The sequence below is a fragment of the Aeromicrobium endophyticum genome (assembly GCF_003586285.1).
Lineage (GTDB): Bacteria > Actinomycetota > Actinomycetes > Propionibacteriales > Nocardioidaceae > Aeromicrobium > Aeromicrobium endophyticum.
The window spans coordinates 1-14,848 of the sequence record NZ_QUBR01000003.1 but is presented as its reverse complement, the minus strand read 5'-3'; the positions used below and the strand labels follow the sequence as shown (position 1 = coordinate 14,848).

The 14,848-nt window shown below is 71.7% G+C and carries 18 protein-coding genes and 1 tRNA gene; 6 read left to right on the top strand and 13 right to left on the bottom strand.

The features are described 5' to 3' along the window. Positions 1–15 precede the first annotated feature (15 nt). The 5 genes from DX116_RS18280 to DX116_RS18260 are packed head-to-tail and all read right to left on the bottom strand — an operon-like array spanning position 16 to position 4,768. Positions 16–876 (bottom strand): siderophore-interacting protein, encoded by an 861-nt coding sequence (locus DX116_RS18280; protein ID WP_119705744.1) that lies wholly within the window; start codon positions 874–876, stop codon positions 16–18. Then, the gene (locus DX116_RS18275) at positions 873–1,679 is read right to left on the bottom strand and encodes an ABC transporter ATP-binding protein (protein WP_119705743.1); all 807 of its coding nucleotides are present in this window, start codon (positions 1,677–1,679) and stop codon (positions 873–875) included. Before DX116_RS18275 ends, DX116_RS18280 begins: the two co-directional genes overlap by 4 nt. 49 nt (positions 1,680–1,728) lie before the next feature. Beyond that, positions 1,729–2,793: a FecCD family ABC transporter permease gene (locus DX116_RS18270; protein ID WP_119705742.1), complete on the bottom strand. Its 1,065-nt coding sequence runs from the start codon at positions 2,791–2,793 to the stop codon at positions 1,729–1,731. Further along, a complete protein-coding gene (locus tag DX116_RS18265; protein WP_119705990.1) occupies positions 2,790–3,824 on the bottom strand; it encodes a FecCD family ABC transporter permease in 1,035 nt (344 codons plus the stop codon). Before DX116_RS18265 ends, DX116_RS18270 begins: the two co-directional genes overlap by 4 nt. 14 nt (positions 3,825–3,838) lie before the next feature. Continuing rightward, positions 3,839–4,768 (bottom strand): ABC transporter substrate-binding protein, encoded by a 930-nt coding sequence (locus DX116_RS18260; protein ID WP_119705741.1) that lies wholly within the window; start codon positions 4,766–4,768, stop codon positions 3,839–3,841. 258 nt (positions 4,769–5,026) lie between these two features. On the opposite strand from DX116_RS18260, the gene DX116_RS19790 reads away from it, so the two are divergent. After that, positions 5,027–5,335 carry a hypothetical protein gene (locus DX116_RS19790; RefSeq protein ID WP_147393718.1) on the top strand — a complete coding sequence of 103 codons (309 nt, stop codon included), beginning with the start codon at positions 5,027–5,029 and terminating at the stop codon, positions 5,333–5,335. A 136-nt stretch (positions 5,336–5,471) separates the two neighbouring features. On the opposite strand, the gene DX116_RS18255 is transcribed toward DX116_RS19790, so the two are convergent. After that, a tRNA-Leu gene (locus DX116_RS18255) sits at positions 5,472–5,553 on the bottom strand. Positions 5,554–5,639: 86 nt separating this feature from the next. On the opposite strand from DX116_RS18255, the gene DX116_RS18250 reads away from it, so the two are divergent. Both DX116_RS18250 and DX116_RS18245 read left to right on the top strand, forming a co-directional pair. Next, the gene (locus DX116_RS18250; RefSeq protein ID WP_119705740.1) at positions 5,640–6,374 is read left to right on the top strand and encodes an AIM24 family protein; all 735 of its coding nucleotides are present in this window, start codon (positions 5,640–5,642) and stop codon (positions 6,372–6,374) included. An 8-nt stretch (positions 6,375–6,382) separates the two neighbouring features. Next, a complete protein-coding gene (locus tag DX116_RS18245) occupies positions 6,383–6,808 on the top strand; it encodes a GAF domain-containing protein (RefSeq protein WP_119705739.1) in 426 nt (141 codons plus the stop codon). Here the strand turns inward: DX116_RS18245 and DX116_RS18240 are convergent. Together DX116_RS18240 and DX116_RS18235 are read right to left on the bottom strand one after the other, a co-directional pair. Next, complete coding sequence (locus tag DX116_RS18240; RefSeq protein ID WP_119705738.1) at positions 6,798–7,697, bottom strand: DMT family transporter; 900 nt, start codon at positions 7,695–7,697, stop codon at positions 6,798–6,800. The genes DX116_RS18245 and DX116_RS18240 overlap by 11 nt on opposite strands. A 25-nt stretch (positions 7,698–7,722) precedes the next feature. Next, positions 7,723–8,148, bottom strand: a complete 426-nt coding sequence (locus DX116_RS18235; RefSeq protein WP_119705737.1) for an SRPBCC family protein — start codon at positions 8,146–8,148, stop codon at positions 7,723–7,725. Positions 8,149–8,206: 58 nt separating this feature from the next. Here DX116_RS18235 and DX116_RS18230 point away from each other — a divergent pair, with 58 nt between their 5' ends. From DX116_RS18230 to DX116_RS18220, 3 genes are all read left to right on the top strand, one after another. Then, positions 8,207–9,409, top strand: coding sequence for a benzoate/H(+) symporter BenE family transporter (locus DX116_RS18230; RefSeq protein WP_119705736.1), 1,203 nt, complete (start codon positions 8,207–8,209; stop codon positions 9,407–9,409). Beyond that, a complete protein-coding gene (locus tag DX116_RS18225) occupies positions 9,409–9,873 on the top strand; it encodes a tRNA (cytidine(34)-2'-O)-methyltransferase (protein WP_119705735.1) in 465 nt (154 codons plus the stop codon). The genes DX116_RS18230 and DX116_RS18225 overlap by 1 nt, the downstream gene beginning before the upstream one ends. Before the next feature lie 139 nt (positions 9,874–10,012). Next, positions 10,013–10,732 carry an SGNH/GDSL hydrolase family protein gene (locus tag DX116_RS18220; protein ID WP_119705734.1) on the top strand — a complete coding sequence of 240 codons (720 nt, stop codon included), beginning with the start codon at positions 10,013–10,015 and terminating at the stop codon, positions 10,730–10,732. Here the strand turns inward: DX116_RS18220 and rdgB are convergent. Genes rdgB through DX116_RS18195 form a run of 5 tightly spaced genes read right to left on the bottom strand, consistent with a single transcriptional unit; the run spans position 10,729 to position 14,723 of the window. Continuing rightward, the gene (gene rdgB / locus DX116_RS18215; protein WP_119705733.1) at positions 10,729–11,343 is read right to left on the bottom strand and encodes an RdgB/HAM1 family non-canonical purine NTP pyrophosphatase; all 615 of its coding nucleotides are present in this window, start codon (positions 11,341–11,343) and stop codon (positions 10,729–10,731) included. The genes DX116_RS18220 and rdgB overlap by 4 nt on opposite strands. Beyond that, entirely contained in the window at positions 11,340–12,059 is a 720-nt protein-coding gene (rph, locus tag DX116_RS18210; protein WP_119705732.1) for a ribonuclease PH, read from the bottom strand. Before rph ends, rdgB begins: the two co-directional genes overlap by 4 nt. 51 nt (positions 12,060–12,110) lie before the next feature. Continuing rightward, on the bottom strand, positions 12,111–12,872 hold the full coding sequence (locus DX116_RS18205) for an MBL fold metallo-hydrolase (protein ID WP_119705731.1): 762 nt from the start codon (positions 12,870–12,872) through the stop codon (positions 12,111–12,113). Beyond that, entirely contained in the window at positions 12,869–13,729 is an 861-nt protein-coding gene (murI, locus tag DX116_RS18200; RefSeq protein WP_119705730.1) for a glutamate racemase, read from the bottom strand. Before murI ends, DX116_RS18205 begins: the two co-directional genes overlap by 4 nt. A 16-nt stretch (positions 13,730–13,745) precedes the next feature. Further along, on the bottom strand, positions 13,746–14,723 hold the full coding sequence (locus tag DX116_RS18195; protein ID WP_119705729.1) for a ribose-phosphate diphosphokinase: 978 nt from the start codon (positions 14,721–14,723) through the stop codon (positions 13,746–13,748). Between the last annotated feature and the right edge of the window lie 125 nt (positions 14,724–14,848).

Sequence of the window (14,848 nt, the reverse complement as noted above, 5' to 3'; positions counted from 1 at the left end):
GGGTTCTCCGGCCGACTACCCGACCAGCGGTCCGCCGAGCCTCCAGTAGCCGAGGAACGCCACGCGGCGCTTGTCGACCCCGAGCCGGTCGACCAGGTGCGCACGGACGCGGGTGGTGGTGCCCGACTCCCCGGCGATCCAGACGTACGCGCCCGGATCGTCCACGACGTCGCGCCCGTGATCGGTGGCCCAGCGCTCGACCGCGGCCTCGAGCCCGCTCGCCCCGGCGGAGTCCGGCTCGACGAGGTGAATGCGGGCGTCGGCGGTCGCCGTGAGGATGTCGTCGGCGGGGTCGGCGAGCTCGATCAGCACGTCGGCCGGGGTCCCGGCGGGTCGTGCCGCGAGGATGTTGCCGATCGCGGGCAGGGCCGACTCGTCGCCGACGAGCAGCAACCGCGTGGGCGGCGACGGCGGCGTGTAGGCGATGCCGTATCCCGTATATCCCGCGCGGACGTCGGGCCCGGTGATGACCAGCTCGTCACCGGGAGCGCAGGTGAGCGCCCACGTCGAGGCGGGGCCCGCCGGTTGGTGGATGAACAGGTCGACGTCGACCTCGGCGGCCTCGGGGCGGATCGCGGACGGGGTGTAGGTGCGCAGCGGGTTGCGACGGTGCTCGGGAAGCGCCTTCCAGCGGGCGTACCAGACCTTCGGGTGGGGGGTCGGCTGCTGCAGCAGGCCGAACTCGGGCGTGGAGCCGTCTGCCATGGGCAGCACGAGCTTGATGCGCTGGTCCAGCCCCCACGGCGCGAAGTCGCGCAGCGCGGGCCCCGCGAGCGTGACGCGGACGAACCCCGGCGAGAGCTGCTCCTTGCGCGCGACCCGGACCGGGAAGGCGCTGTACTCCCACGGCCGTCCCTGCGCCGGAGGCGGGGTCACGGTCGAGCCCCGGAGGTGGCCGTCACGGGTGCGCCGCGCGGCACGACGAGGGGCCCTCCCGTGACGGGGTCCTCGATCACGATGTTGGGCAGGTCGAAGACCTCCTCGACCCGGGAGCTGGTGACGACCTCCGACGGGGCACCCGAGGCCACGATGCGGCCGTCGCGCATCGCGATGATGTGGTCGGCGTACCGCGCGGCGTGGTTGAGGTCGTGCAGCACCGCGACGATCGTGCGCCCGGTGCGGTTCAGGTGCGCGAAGAGCTCCATCAGCTCGACCTGGTGCGCGATGTCGAGGAAGGTGGTCGGCTCGTCGAGCAGCAGCAGGTCGGTCTGCTGGGCGAGCACCATCGCGACCCAGACGCGCTGCCGCTGCCCGCCCGACAGCTCGTCGACCCGGCGCGGTGCCAGCCCGCGGGTGCCGGTCGCGTCGAGCGCGTCGGCGACCGCCTGCTCGTCGACCGTCGACCACTGCCGCAGCAGACCCTGGTGGGGGTAGCGACCGCGGGCCACGAGATCGGCGACCGTGATGCCGTCCGGCGCGATCGCCGACTGCGGGAGCAGGCCGAGGCGGCGGGCGACGTCCTTGGCGGGCAGGCTCCTGATCTCCGTGCCGTCCAGCACGACCTGCCCCGCTCCGGGCTTGAGCAGGCGGGAGAGGCCGCGCAGGAGCGTCGACTTGCCGCAGGCGTTGGGGCCGATGATCACGGTGAACGAGCCGTCGGGGATCGCCGCGGTGAGCCCCTCGATGACCGGACGGTCGTCGTAGCCGAGGGTGACGGCGTCGGCCCGCAGCCGGCTCACGCCCTCCGAGGGAGCGGTCGGGGCTGGTGGGGTCGTCGGGGGCGTGGGCTCAGGCACGGCGGCGGATCTCCTGGATGATGGTGACGACGAGGTAGAGGCCTCCGACCGACACGGTCACGACGCCGGCCGGCAGGGCCACCGGCAGGACGTGCTGGGCGACCAGGTCGGAGACGAGCAGCAGGCACGCCCCGACGAGGGCCGAGACCGTCAGCGGGATGTATGGGGTGCCGGCGACGCGCCGTGCGATCTGCGGCGCGGCCAGCGCGATGAAGGCGACCGGCCCGATCACCGCCGTCGAGACCGACACGAGGCCCACGGCGACCAGCAGCGAGAGCGCGCGCACCAGTCCGGGACGCGCCCCCGTCGCCGTCGCGACGTCGTCGCCCAGGTCGAGCTGCCGCAGCCGTGGCGCCAGGACGACCAGCACGGCGACGAGCGGGACGCCGCACGCGACCGCACCGGCCAGCGGCGCGCCGGCCACCCCGTTGAGCGTGCCCGCACCCCACGCCGAGGCGAACATGGCGGTGTCGAGCTCGACCTCGAGCAGCATCCACGTGTTGGCCGACGACAGCATCGCGGCCACGCCGATGCCGATGACGATCAGCCGGAAACCCTGCGTGCCGCCTCGGTGGGCGAGCGCCCAGATCACCACCGCCGTGACGAGCCCGCCGGCCACCCCGCCGGCCGTGACGAGCGGCCACGACGCCGAGAAGAGCACGACGGTCAGGAGCATCCCGGTGAAGGCGCCGTTCGAGAGCCCCAGGATGTCCGGGCTCGCGAGCGGGTTGCGGGTCACGGTCTGGAAGACCGCACCGGCGATGCCGAGGAACCCGCCGAGCACGATGGCGGCGAGGGTCCTGGCGAGGCGCCAGTCGAACACCACGATGCGGTCGAGCTCGGTGCCCCCGCCCAGCAGCGTCCTGACGACGGCGTCGGGCGCCAGCGGGTAGGTGCCGAGCCCCAGCGCCACGACGCCGAGGGTCAGGACCACCGCGACGAAGACGGTCGCGACGACCAGGCTGCGTCGCCGCAGCGACACGACGAACGGGCCCGCACGGAGCACGGACGACCGGTAGCCGACATCGATCGGCGGCACGTCACGGATCAGGCTCATGAGAGGGTGCTGGCCTTCCGTCGGCGGGCGAGGACGATCAGGACGGGCGCGCCGACGAAGGCCGTGACGATGCCCACCGGTATCTCGGCCGGGGCGATCAGCACGCGTCCGAGGACGTCCGACAGCAGCACGACCACCGGCGCCAGGACGACCGAGACCGTCACGATGACCCGCTGGTCGACGCCGAACACCCACCGGGCCACGTGCGGCACCATCAGCCCGATGAACGCGATCGGCCCGGCCAGCGCCGTTGCCGCGCCGGCCAGCACCGTCACCGCGACGATGACGCCGATGCGCAGGCCCGCCACGTTCGCCCCCTGCGCCCGGGCGACGTCCTCGCCGAGCGACAGGGCGTTCAGGCCCGGCGCGAGGACGAACGCGCCCAGCACGGCGACGACGATGAACGGCGACACCGGCAGCAGCACGTCGAAGCCGCGGCCCAGCAGCGAGCCGGCGTTCCACGACCGCATCTGCTCGAACGCGTCGGGATCGCTCAGCGTCATGCCCGTCGTCATGCCTGAGAACACCGCCCCCAGGGCCACACCGGCGAGCGTGAGGCGGATCGGATCGGCAGCGCCGCGGCCCGACGATCCGATCAGGTAGACCCCGACCGTGACGACGAGCGCGCCGGCGAACGCCAGCCACACGAACGACGAGATGTCGCGCACCCCCAGGAACGCGACCCCGAGGGTGACGGCGAAGGCCGCCCCGGCGTTGACCCCCAGGATGCCCGGATCGGCGAGCGGATTGCGGGTGAAGGCCTGGATCAGGGCGCCCGAGACCCCCAGCGCGACGCCCACGACCACGCCGGCGACCGTCCGGGGCACCCGCAGCTCGCGCACGACGTAGCGCGCCTCGGACGAGCCGCCGCCCTGCAGCACGTCGAGCACGGTCCGCGGGGACAGCGGGTTCGAGCCCACCATCAGCGACAGCGCCACCGCGAGCACCAGCAGCGCGAGCAGGCCCGTCACGCCGAGCAGGGTCCGGCCCCGGCGCGCCGACCGCCCGAGCTCCCACTGACGCGGGGGCATGGGCTGGACCACCGTCACTGCTGCGCTTCGAGGAACTTCTCGATGTCGTCGAGCACGAGCTCGCCGCCCTTGGGACCGACGCCGGAGACCCAGTAGCTCGTGTCGACCAGGGTTACCGACGGGAACTCGTCGGCGTTGCGGGTGATCGCCGCGGGGACGGTCGACTCGTCGTCCACGTCGTTGGTGGTGACGAACACGTGGTCGGCCTTCGCGTCGAGGACGTTCTCGGGCGAGATGTCCGCCTGCAGGCCGTCCTCCCACGTCCGGTCAGGGATGGTCATGCCGGTGCACTGCAGGGCACCGCCGGCGAACGAGGCAGGTCCGTAGAGGCTCAGCGTGGTCTCGTCCCGGGGGCGGACCAGGTTGGCCGTCGTCCCCTCGAGACCGAACCGGCCCTTGATCTCCGCACACCGGTCGTTGAAGCCGTCGAGGAGGTCCTGCGCCTCGTCCTCCTGTCCGAGCGCCTGTCCGATGAGGCGGACGTTGTCCTGCCAGGGGTCGGCCTGGGTCTTCATGAAGACCGTGGGGGCGATCGCGTCGAGCTGCTGGTAGAGCTTGGAGTGCCGCGACTCGGTGCCCATGATCAGGTCGGGCTTCAGGGCCGCGATGGCCTCGAGGTCCGGCTCCGGCACGGTGCCGACCGGCTCGATCCCGTCGACGCCCAGGTAGCCGGGCACGCCCGCGACATTGCTCGCGACGGCAGCGCCCACGGGCGTGACGCCCAGCGCGACGGCCGTGTCGAGCTCGACCGGCTCGAGCACCACCACGCGCTTCGGCTCGTCCGGCACGTTCGCGGTGCCGCGGGCGTGCTCGACGGCACGGGTGCCCGACGCGTCCGAGGAGCCGTCGCTCCCCGACTCGGACGAACAGCCGGCCATCAGCAGACCCAGGATCGTGGCGGCGGACGCAAGGACCAGAGGTCCTCTGGACGACGATGAGCGCATGCGGCAGCAACCTTTCACAGGGAGCACGAAGGGGCGGACGATCATCGGCGGGAGGGCTCGACGACCAGGTCAGGCAAGGCAATCCTAACCACGCCACAACGGCTCGTGGTCACCACCCTCGCGAGTCGGCGAGGAAGTGCCAATCCCACGTCAAGGATGGCGAGCTCGAGCCCTGGGACTGGGACCGCGCAAGTCGGGCACGTACACCCTTGGGTAGACCCGCCGGCGACCGCACAGTGATGCGTCAGGAGCGTCATCGTGGCAGCCTTTCCCCCAGGGACGATCGGAGCGAAAATGCAGACATTGAGTCATCACCTTCGAAGCCGATCGACCGCAGGACGGATCGGTGTCTACTTTGCGATCGTCGGGCTAAGCACGGTCGTCGCGATCGTCGCTGGGCTTGATCGGGTGGCAGCAACGGCCGTCACGGCTGTCGTGCTGGTCGCGGTCGACGTCGCCATCTGGCTCCGGAACAACCCCACGCGCAAACAGATTGATCGTAGGCAACGCAAGACCGAAGGTGCGCCGACATCGGAAGCTCAGCGGTCCGACCCCACCGTGCCCTAGGCGGCGAACATGCCGCTTGAGTCAGCTATTCGGCAGTCTCTAAACCGTGGCGGGTGCAGTCAGTCCGAAGTACCGGGGGCTGATCTCTCGTAGTCAGTGACAGCCTGCTCCACAGCGACCGACGATAAGTGCCGAGTGCCGATGACAGGACTTGAACCTGCACGTCCGAAGACACAGGAACCTAAATCCTGCGTGTCTACCAGTTCCACCACATCGGCCAGGCCCCCAGAATAGGGGTCCGGGCCTGCGGCACTTCGCGGAGCCGCCGTTCGTTGTCAGGTCACCACGCCCAGAAAGGCACGCCATGAAGTCCGATCTGTTCTCCCAGGCCAACCTCGAGGTGCAGACCTCCGAGCGATTCACGCTGCAGAACCCCCGCATGCTCAAGGTGACGCTGGGTGCTCCGGTGCTCGCCACCAAGGGCGTCATGGTCGCCTACCAGGGCCAGGTCACGTTCGAGCACAAGTCGGCCGGCAGCATCGGCAAGCTGATGAAGAAGGTCGTCACCAGCGAGGACAACCCGCTCATGACAGTGGCCGGCCAGGGCGAGGTGTTCTTCGCCGACACCGCCAAGAACGTCTTCGTCCTCAACCTCGAGGGCGACGGCATCACGATCAACGGTCGCAACCTGCTGGCGTTCGACGCCTCGCTCGACCACGACATCCGGCGCGTCAAGGGCGTCGGCGTGGCCGCGGGCGGCTTGTTCAACACGGTCGTCAACGGCACCGGCCAGGTGGCCCTCGTGGCTGACGGCGACCCGATGATCCTCGACTGCTCGCAGCAGCCCACGTACGTCGACATCAACGCGGCCGTGTGCTGGTCGGCCAACCTGCAGCCGCAGCTGCACAACAGCATGACCATGCGGTCGTCGCTGCGCGGCGGCTCGGGCGAGGCGTTCCAGTACGCCTTCCAGGGCCCCGGCTTCGTCGTCGTGCAGCCGTCCGAGGGCCCGGCGTACCCCCAGCAGGGCGGGGGCAACGGCGGCAACGTGGCCGCGGCGGCCGTCGGCGGCGGCATCCTCGGCGGCATCCTGAGCTAGGCGCGTCCGTGACCGATCCCGTCTACCGCACGCCCCTGCGGTCGCGCCGCGACGACGTCGACCACGCCGCAGCCGTCGAGCGGGCGCTGCGGCTGGGCGTGGTCGGGATGGGCGAGGCCACCGACGAGAGGGCCGAGCGGCGGCTCGACCGGTTCGCAGCCGCCCCCGTCGGGGCGTTCGTCTGGACCCGGCACCCCGACGGCCGGGCGTACGTCGGACGCCTCACCGGCCCACTGCGGCACGACGCCGGCGGTGCCGCCGTCGACCTCGTGAACGTCCGCGACTGCGACTGGATCGACCAGCCGGTCGACCCCTCGCTCGTGCCGGCGGCCGTCTCGCAGACGTTCGCACGGGGCGGGCGCAACGTGCAGCAGATCCATCCCGGCGACGTCGAGGCCGAGACGGCGCGCCTCTGGGAGCGCCTCAGCGCCTGACGGCGAGCACCGTCACCCCGCCGAGCAGCACGGCCAGACCGACCCACCCCTGGGTCGAGAGACGCTCGCCCAGCACGGCCACGCCCAGCACGCACGCCGTCAGGGGCTCCACGAGCGTGAGCGTCGAGACCGTCGACGCGGGCAGGGCCCGCAGCCCGGTCGCGAACAGCACGTACGCGACGACGACCGTCACCACGGCGAGCCACACCACCAGGCCCACCCCCGGGGCGCTCCCGAGCCAGGCCAGGTCGACCAGCAGCAACAGGGGTGCGCCCATCACCGCGGCCGTCGCGAACACGCCGCCGATCGCCACCGTCGCACCCCAGCCGTCGGTGAGCAGCCGCTTGACGGCCAGCGTGTAGACCGCGTACGCGAGCGCCGCACCTGCCGAGCCGGCCAGGCCCGCGAGGCTGACCTGCCGCGCTCCCCCGTCGACCAGGCCCCCGATGAGGACGACCCCCACGACGGCGGCGCCCGTCCCGGCGAACCAGGCACGCGACGGCACCCGGCGCGTGAGCACCCACTCGAGCAGGCCCGTCAGCACCGGCGCGGCCCCGAGCGTCACGACGGCCCCGACCGCGACACCGTTGAGGCGGGTCCCGGCGAAGAACATCGGCTGGTAGGCGAGCACGGCCGCTCCGGCGACCAGCACCGTGCCGCGCTGCGACCAGCCGATCCGCGGCAGGCGTGCGCCCGGACGTCGTGCGGCCCACCACGCCGCCAGGCCCAGCAGCAGTCCGCCGACCACGATCCGGCTCAACCCCACGGCGCTGCTGGTGGCCTCGTCGGGGCCGAGCTCTTGGGCCGTCCCGGTCGTGCCGAAGCACACGGCCGCGACCACGACGAAGGCGACCGGGCGCAGGCCGGAGCGCTCGAGCGTCGACGTCATCGGTGCGGAAGGACGGGCACGTTCACTACGGGGTGAGCTTGCCGATGCCCTTGGCGATGTTCTTCTGCAGCACGGCGCCGACCAGGGCGGCGGCGCCGGGCACCGGGACGTCGAAGCCGATCGTGTAGTCGAGCTGGGTGCCGCCACCGGGCAGCGGGGTCAGGATCTGCCGCCCCCAGTGGCCCTTGAGCGGGCTGCCCTGGGTGATCTCGTACTCGATCAGCGAGTCGGGCTCGGCCAGCGTGGTGGTCTCGTGGAAGGCCGGCAGCGGGCCGACCTTGACGCTGCGGGTGGAGCCCGCGCCGTTGCGGGTCGTGTCGCCGTCCCTGACCCGGCGGATCTTCGCGCCGAGGACGGGGCCGAGGTTCTCGTGCTCGGACAGCTTGGCGAAGACCGTTGCCGGGTCGGACGCGAAGGTGTGGACGACGTGGACGCGCTGGGGAGTGGCCATGGTCGGTGAGTCTAGGGTCGCGAGGGTCACGGCGCACGGTGCCCTAGGGTGAGTGGCCATGGAGCGGGAGGTGGCCGGCGGCCCAGGCAGCGGCGGGCTCCAGCAGCCGATCAGCGCCGGCATCATCGCGGTGCTCGTGGGATACACCAGCTCGTTCGCGGTGGTGCTGACCGGGCTGCACGCGGTCGGTGCGACGTCGGCGCAGGCCGCGTCCGGGCTCCTCGTGATGTGCCTGACGCAGGCGGCCGGCATGATCTGGTTGAGCCGGCGGCACCGCATCCCCGTGGTGCTGGCGTGGTCGACCCCGGGCGCGGCACTGCTCGCCGGCACCGCGACCCCCGACGGCGGCTGGGCCGTCGCGGTCGGCGCCTTCCTGGTGGCCGGGGCCGCCTACGTCCTCACCGGCCTGTGGCCCGCCCTCGGGCGCCTGATCGGCCTGATCCCCGCACCGATCGCGCAGGCCATGCTGGCCGGCGTGCTGCTCGAGCTGTGCCTGGCGCCGGTCGGGGCCCTGCGCGACGATCCGTGGACGATCCTGCCCGTCGTGGTGGTGTGGCTCGCCGGTGTCAGGTTCGTGCCCCGCTGGGCCGCGCCCGCAGCCTTCGTGGCGGCAGGCGTCGTGATCGGCGTCGACATGATCCGCACCGGCACGACGATCGCCGGCTCCGACCTGCTCCCCCAGCTGACGTTCACGACGCCGCACTGGAGCTGGGCCGCACTGGTCGGCATCGCGCTGCCGCTGTACGTCGTCACGATGGCGTCGCAGAACGTCCCGGGCTTCGCCATCATGAAGTCGCTCGGCTACGACGTGCCGTGGCGCGACTCGCTCGTGACCGCGGGCGCCGCGACGATGCTGGGTGCCTCGTCCGGCGGACACTCGGTCAACCTGGCCGCCATCAGCGCCGCCCTCGCCGGCGGGCCACCGGCCGGCCCCGATCCGCAGCGCCGGTGGATCGCCGCGCAGTCGGGCGGCTGGACGTACGTCGTGCTCGCGGTCACCTCGGCCGCCCTCGCGGCGCTGGTCGCCGTCGCACCGGTCGGGGTCATCGCGACGGTCGCCGGTCTCGCGCTGCTCGGCACCCTGGCCGCGGCCTTCGAGGGCGCGGTGTCCGAGCCCGCCGGTCGCGAGGCCGCCGTCATCACATTCCTCGTCGCGGCATCGGGCATCACGATCCTCGGCATCGGCTCGGCCTTCTGGGCCCTGATCGCCGGTCTCGTCGTGCACCTGGTCCTGCGGCGTCCCACCGGGAGGCACCGCTGATGTTCCGCATCCTGTTCCACGAGCCGCGCATCGCGGGCAACACCGGGGCGGCCATCCGGCTGGCCGCGGTCACGGGGGCCGAGCTGCACCTCGTCGAGCCGTTGGGCTTCGACCTCTCCGAGTCCAAGCTCAAGCGGGCCGGGCTCGACTACCACGACCTGGCCGTCATGACGGTGCACCCCGATCTCGACACCGCCCTCGCGGCGCTGGCACCGGGCCGCGTCTTCGCGTTCACCGCCAAGGGCGAGCAGGTCTACACCGACGTGGCATACCGGCCCGGAGACGTCCTGATGTTCGGGGCCGAGCCGACCGGGCTGCCGCAGGAGGTGCTCGACGACCCCCGCCTGACCGCCCGCGTCCGGCTGCCGATGCTGCCCGGACGGCGGTCGATGAACCTGGCCAACACCGCCTCCGTCGCGGTCTTCGAGGCGTGGCGTCAGCAGGGTTTCGCCCTGCCGGAGTGAGCAGCCCGTCTACCGGAGCAGCCGCCTCCGCATAGTCCGTTCGAGCTATTTTTCGCGATGTGCGCGACGACATGTCGTCTTCGCTCCGGTCGGCGCCGCCTGCGACGTACAGTTCAGTTCTCGGGACGAAAGAAGCACGATGAGAACACCACGCAGGTCCAGGCACCGCTCTGCCGTCGTCGCACTCGTGCTCGCCCTGCTCATCGGCCCGTTCGTGGCCTGGCAGGGCGCTCAGGGCGGTCAGACCCAGCCGGTCTCACGTCTCGCTCCGCAGGGCATCGTCGTCGTGGGCGACTCGATCAGCGCCCGCTACAACGACCGTCCCGGCGACGCCGACCAGGCCTGGTGGAGCGTCACGGGCCGGCACTTCGACGCCAGCGTGCGCACCTACGCGCAGTCGGGATCGGGGTACCTGCGTCCGGGGCACCGGTGCACGGGCAACCGGTTCATCGACCGTCCCGATGCCTTCCTGGGCGACGCCCCCTCGATCCTGATCGTCGAGGGCGGCCGCAACGACTGGGCCCGCTGCGTCCGCGGGGTGTTCCAGACGTCGACGGACGACGAGGTGCGCCGCGCGGTCAGCACCTACCTCGGCGTGCTCAAGACCTATCTGCCCAGCTCGACGCGCATCGTGGTGCTGGGCCCTCCGTGGGGTCCGCTCGACCGGTCCGACGGTGTGCGCGTGACGCGCATCATCGCCGCGGAGGCGCGCCTGCACGGCATGCAGTTCGTCAGCACGCGGGGCGCGCTGACCGCCGACCGCGTGATCGACGGGATCCACCCCAACCGTGCCGGCAGCCTCGCGATCGCGCGACGCGTGATCCGAGCCCTCGAGAAGCCGGCGCAGCCCGCCGTCTAGGTCAGTGCGGCCACGATGGCCGGCGCCATCGCGGTGAGCGCCTTGCCGCGGTGGCTGATGCGATCCTTGTCGGCCGGCGTCAGCTCGGCGGTCGAGACGTCGAAGCCGTCGGCGGCGAACAGCGGGTCGTAGCCGAAGCCGCCTCCCCCGTGCTCGGCCGCCAGGACGCGTCCGGTCATCGCGCCGTCCTGCACGATCTCTCGGCCGTCGGGCGTGCACAGCGCCATGACGCACACGAAGCGAGCCGTGCGACGCTCGGGCGGCACCTCGGAGAGCTGGCTGAGCAGCAGACGATTGTTGGCCGCGTCGCCACCCTCGGCCTTGGGAACGCCCGACCAGCGCGCCGACAGCACACCCGGCATGCCGTTGAGCGCGTCGACGCACAGGCCGGAGTCGTCGGCCAGCGACGGCAGGCCCGTGACGGCCAGGCAGGCCCGCGCCTTGATGAGGGCATTGCCCTCGAAGGTCGGCTCGGTCTCGGCCGGCTCGTCGTAGGGCGGGAAGTCGCCGAGCCCCAGCACCTCGATGCCGGGCACCAGCGGCTCGAGGATGCGGCGCAGCTCGGCGAGCTTCTTGGCGTTGTTGGACGCCAGGACGACGCGGGGGCTCATCGGCCGAGGGCCTCGTTCTGCAGACGCGTCAGGTCGACGCAGCCCTTGGCGGCCAGCTCGAGCAGGGCGTCGAGCTCGGCCTTGTCGAACGGAGCACCTTCGGCCGTGCCCTGCACCTCGACGAACTTGCCCGAGCCGGTCATGACGACGTTCATGTCGGTCTCGGCGCGGACGTCCTCGACGTAGGGCAGGTCGAGCAGCGGCACGCCATCGATGATGCCGACGCTGATCGCCGCCACCGACTCGACGAGCGGCTCGCCCGCGAGGGCTCCCTTGGCGCGCAGGTGCTCGACGGCGTCGAACAGTGCCACGTAGGCGCCGGTGATGGCTGCGGTGCGGGTGCCGCCGTCGGCCTGCAGCACGTCGCAGTCGATCGTGATGGTGTTCTCGCCGAGCGCTTTATAGTCGATCGCCATGCGCAGCGAGCGACCCACCAGCCGCGAGATCTCGTGGGTGCGTCCGCCGATGCGGCCCTTGACCGACTCACGGGCGGAGCGGTCGTGGGTGGCCTGCGGCAGCATCGCGTACTCGGCCGTGACCCAGCCGAGGCCCGAGCCCTTGCGCCACCGCGGCACGCCCTCGCTGGCGCTCGCGGCGCACAGCACCTTGGTCTTGCCGAACTCGATCAGGCACGAGCCCTGCGCGTGGTCGAGCCAGTTGCGGGTGATGGTCACGGGGCGGAGCTGGTCGGCGGCGCGGCCGTCTTCACGAGTCATGCCGCGAGCCTATCGGCCGGGTCCGACCTGCCGCTCGGACGGCGGACGTGCTCAGAGCTCGTACGTCGCCCCGGCCGTGACGATGTCGTAGGGGCCGTCCCACGTCGTCCGCACGTCGGCCTCGACCTCGTCACGAGACGTCCAGGTGGGGATGTGCGTGACGAGCAGGCGTCCGACCGAGCCGACCGTCGCGTAGTGCCCGGCCTCGGCACCCGTCAGGTGCAGGTTGGGCGGGTTGTCGCCCGACTCGACGAACGACGCCTCGCACAGGAACAGGTCGACGCCGTCGACGAGGTCGACCAGCGCGTCGCAGGGCCCCGTGTCGCCCGAGTAGGCGATCGCGTGGTCGGCGGTCGCGATGCGCATCGCGAACGCCGGGACGGGATGGTTGACCAGCACCGACGTGACGCTGAAGGGGCCCAGCTGCACGGTCGCGCCGTCCTGCCACGGGCTGAAGGCGAACTGCTCGCTCATGCCGCTGCGCTCCTCCTCGCCGTACGCCGCGACGAGGAAGTCGCCGGCCCCCTCGGGCGCGTGCACCGGGATGCGGTCGAAGGCGCCCTGCGGGTGGTAGCGGCTGACGACGTAGAAGCCCGACATGTCGAAGCAGTGGTCGGCGTGCAGGTGCGACAGCGCGATCGCGTCGATGTCACGGATCGTGCTGTGCCGCTGGAGCGGGCCGAACGCGCCGCTGCCGAGGTCGATCAGCAGGCGGTACGTGCTGCCCTCGTGCGGCGCCTCGACGAGGTAGCAGCTGGCGGGCGAGTCGGGCCCGGCGAACGAGCCGGCGCAACCGATGACGGTCAGCTTCATGACACCCCCACCCACGAGAACTGCTCGGCCGAGACGATCTCCGGGCCGAGGAACCGGCGACCGAGCTGGGCGAAGTCGTCGGGCCGCCCGGTCGTCAGGAACCGGTGCTTCGGGGCCGGCAGCTCGCGGTCTCGCTCGAGGTTGTCGCGGACGAGCAGCCCGTACACGTCCTTGGCCGTCTCCTCGGCGCTCGAGACGAGCGTGACACCGTCACCCATGACGTAGGACAGTACGCCGGTCAGCAACGGGTAGTGGGTGCACCCGAGCACCAGCGTGTCGACCCCCCGGTCGACCAGCGGGCGCAGGTACGTCTCGGCCGCCGCGAGCAGCTCGGGGCCGCTGGTGACGCCCTGCTCGACGAGGTCGACGAAGACCGGGCAGGGCTGCGTGTGCAGCGTGATGCCGGGGTTGGCGGCGAACGCGTCGTCGTAGGCCCGCGACGTCGCGGTGGCCTCGGTGCAGATGACGCCGACGATGCCGTTGCGGGTGGCGCGGACGGCGCGGCGGGTGGCGGGCACGATGACCTCGACCACGGGGACGTCGTAGCGCTCGCGGGCGTCCCGCAGCACCGCGGCGCTGGCGGAGTTGCAGGCGATGACCAAGGCCTTGACGCCCTGGTCGACGAGGTGGTCGAGGCACTCGAGCGCGTACTCGCGGACCTCGGAGATCGGCTTGGGCCCATACGGCTGCCGTGCGGTGTCGCCGAGGTACAGGACCGGCTCGTGCGGCAGCTGGTCGAGGACGGCTCGGGCCACCGTCAGGCCGCCGAAGCCCGAGTCGAAGATGCCGATGGGTGCGTCCACAAGCCACGACCCTACGTGCCTCGCGGGTCTCGGCAACAGCGGATCGACGGACATCACACCCGAGCGGTCGTCAGAGCGGGAGCTTGGGCTGCGGCGGTGCGTGCGCGGGGTCGACGCCGTCGAACAGCGACGACACCGACTCCCCCGCGTGGATGCGGGCGATGGCCTCGGCGAACAGCCCGGCGACCGATCGCACCTGCAGCTCGGGCCAGTCGGCCGGCGGCGGGACGGTGTCGGTGGTGACGACCTCGGTGATCGAGGCGTGGTTGCGCAGGCGCTCGACGGCGTTGCCCGTGAACAGTCCGTGCGTGCACGCCACGGAGGCCTCGGTGCAGCCCTCCTCCTCGAGCTTGTTCATCAGCTCGATGATCGACCCGCCGGTGGCGATCTCGTCGTCGAGCACGATGGCCTTCTTGCCGGCCACGTCGCCGACGATCGCGTCGATCACGACCTTGTCGTCGGCCTGGCGCTGCTTGCTGCCGGCCGCCACGGGGACGCCGAGCAGGCGGGCGAACAGCGACGCCGTCTTGGCGTTGCCGAGGTCGGGCGACACCACGACGGTGTCGGTGAGGTCGCGGCTGCGGTAGTGGTCGGCGAGCTCGCCGATCGCGGTGAGGTGGTCGACGGGGACGCTGAAGAAGCCGTGGACCTGCGGCGCGTGCAGCGTCATCGTGACGACCCGGTCGGCGCCCGCGGTGGTCAGCATGTCGGCCACGAGCCGTCCGCCGATCGAGATGCGCGAGGCGTCCTTCTTGTCGGAGCGCGCGTAGGCGTAGTGCGGGATGACGGCGGTGACCGAGTCAGCGCTGGCACCGCGGGCCGCGTCGATCATCAGCAGCAGCTCCATCAGGTGGTCCTGCGTGGGAGGCACCAGCGGCTGGATGATGAAGACGTCCTTCTTGCGGCAGTTGGCCAGCAGCTGCACCTGGAGGCAGTCGTTGCTGAACCGCAACGTGTCGGACGCCGACAGGGGCTGCCCGAGCTCGGAGCAGATCTTCTCGGCAAGGGGGCGGTGCGCACTTCCGGAGAAGACCACGATCTGACTCACGCCACGAGGGTAGTGGACGCCCCCTCCGCGCGATAGAACTGACGAGAAGCCATCCCGTGACAGGAGACCCCCATGTCGTTCCAGGCCTACCTCGACGCCGTCGAGACCAAGACAGGACGCACCCC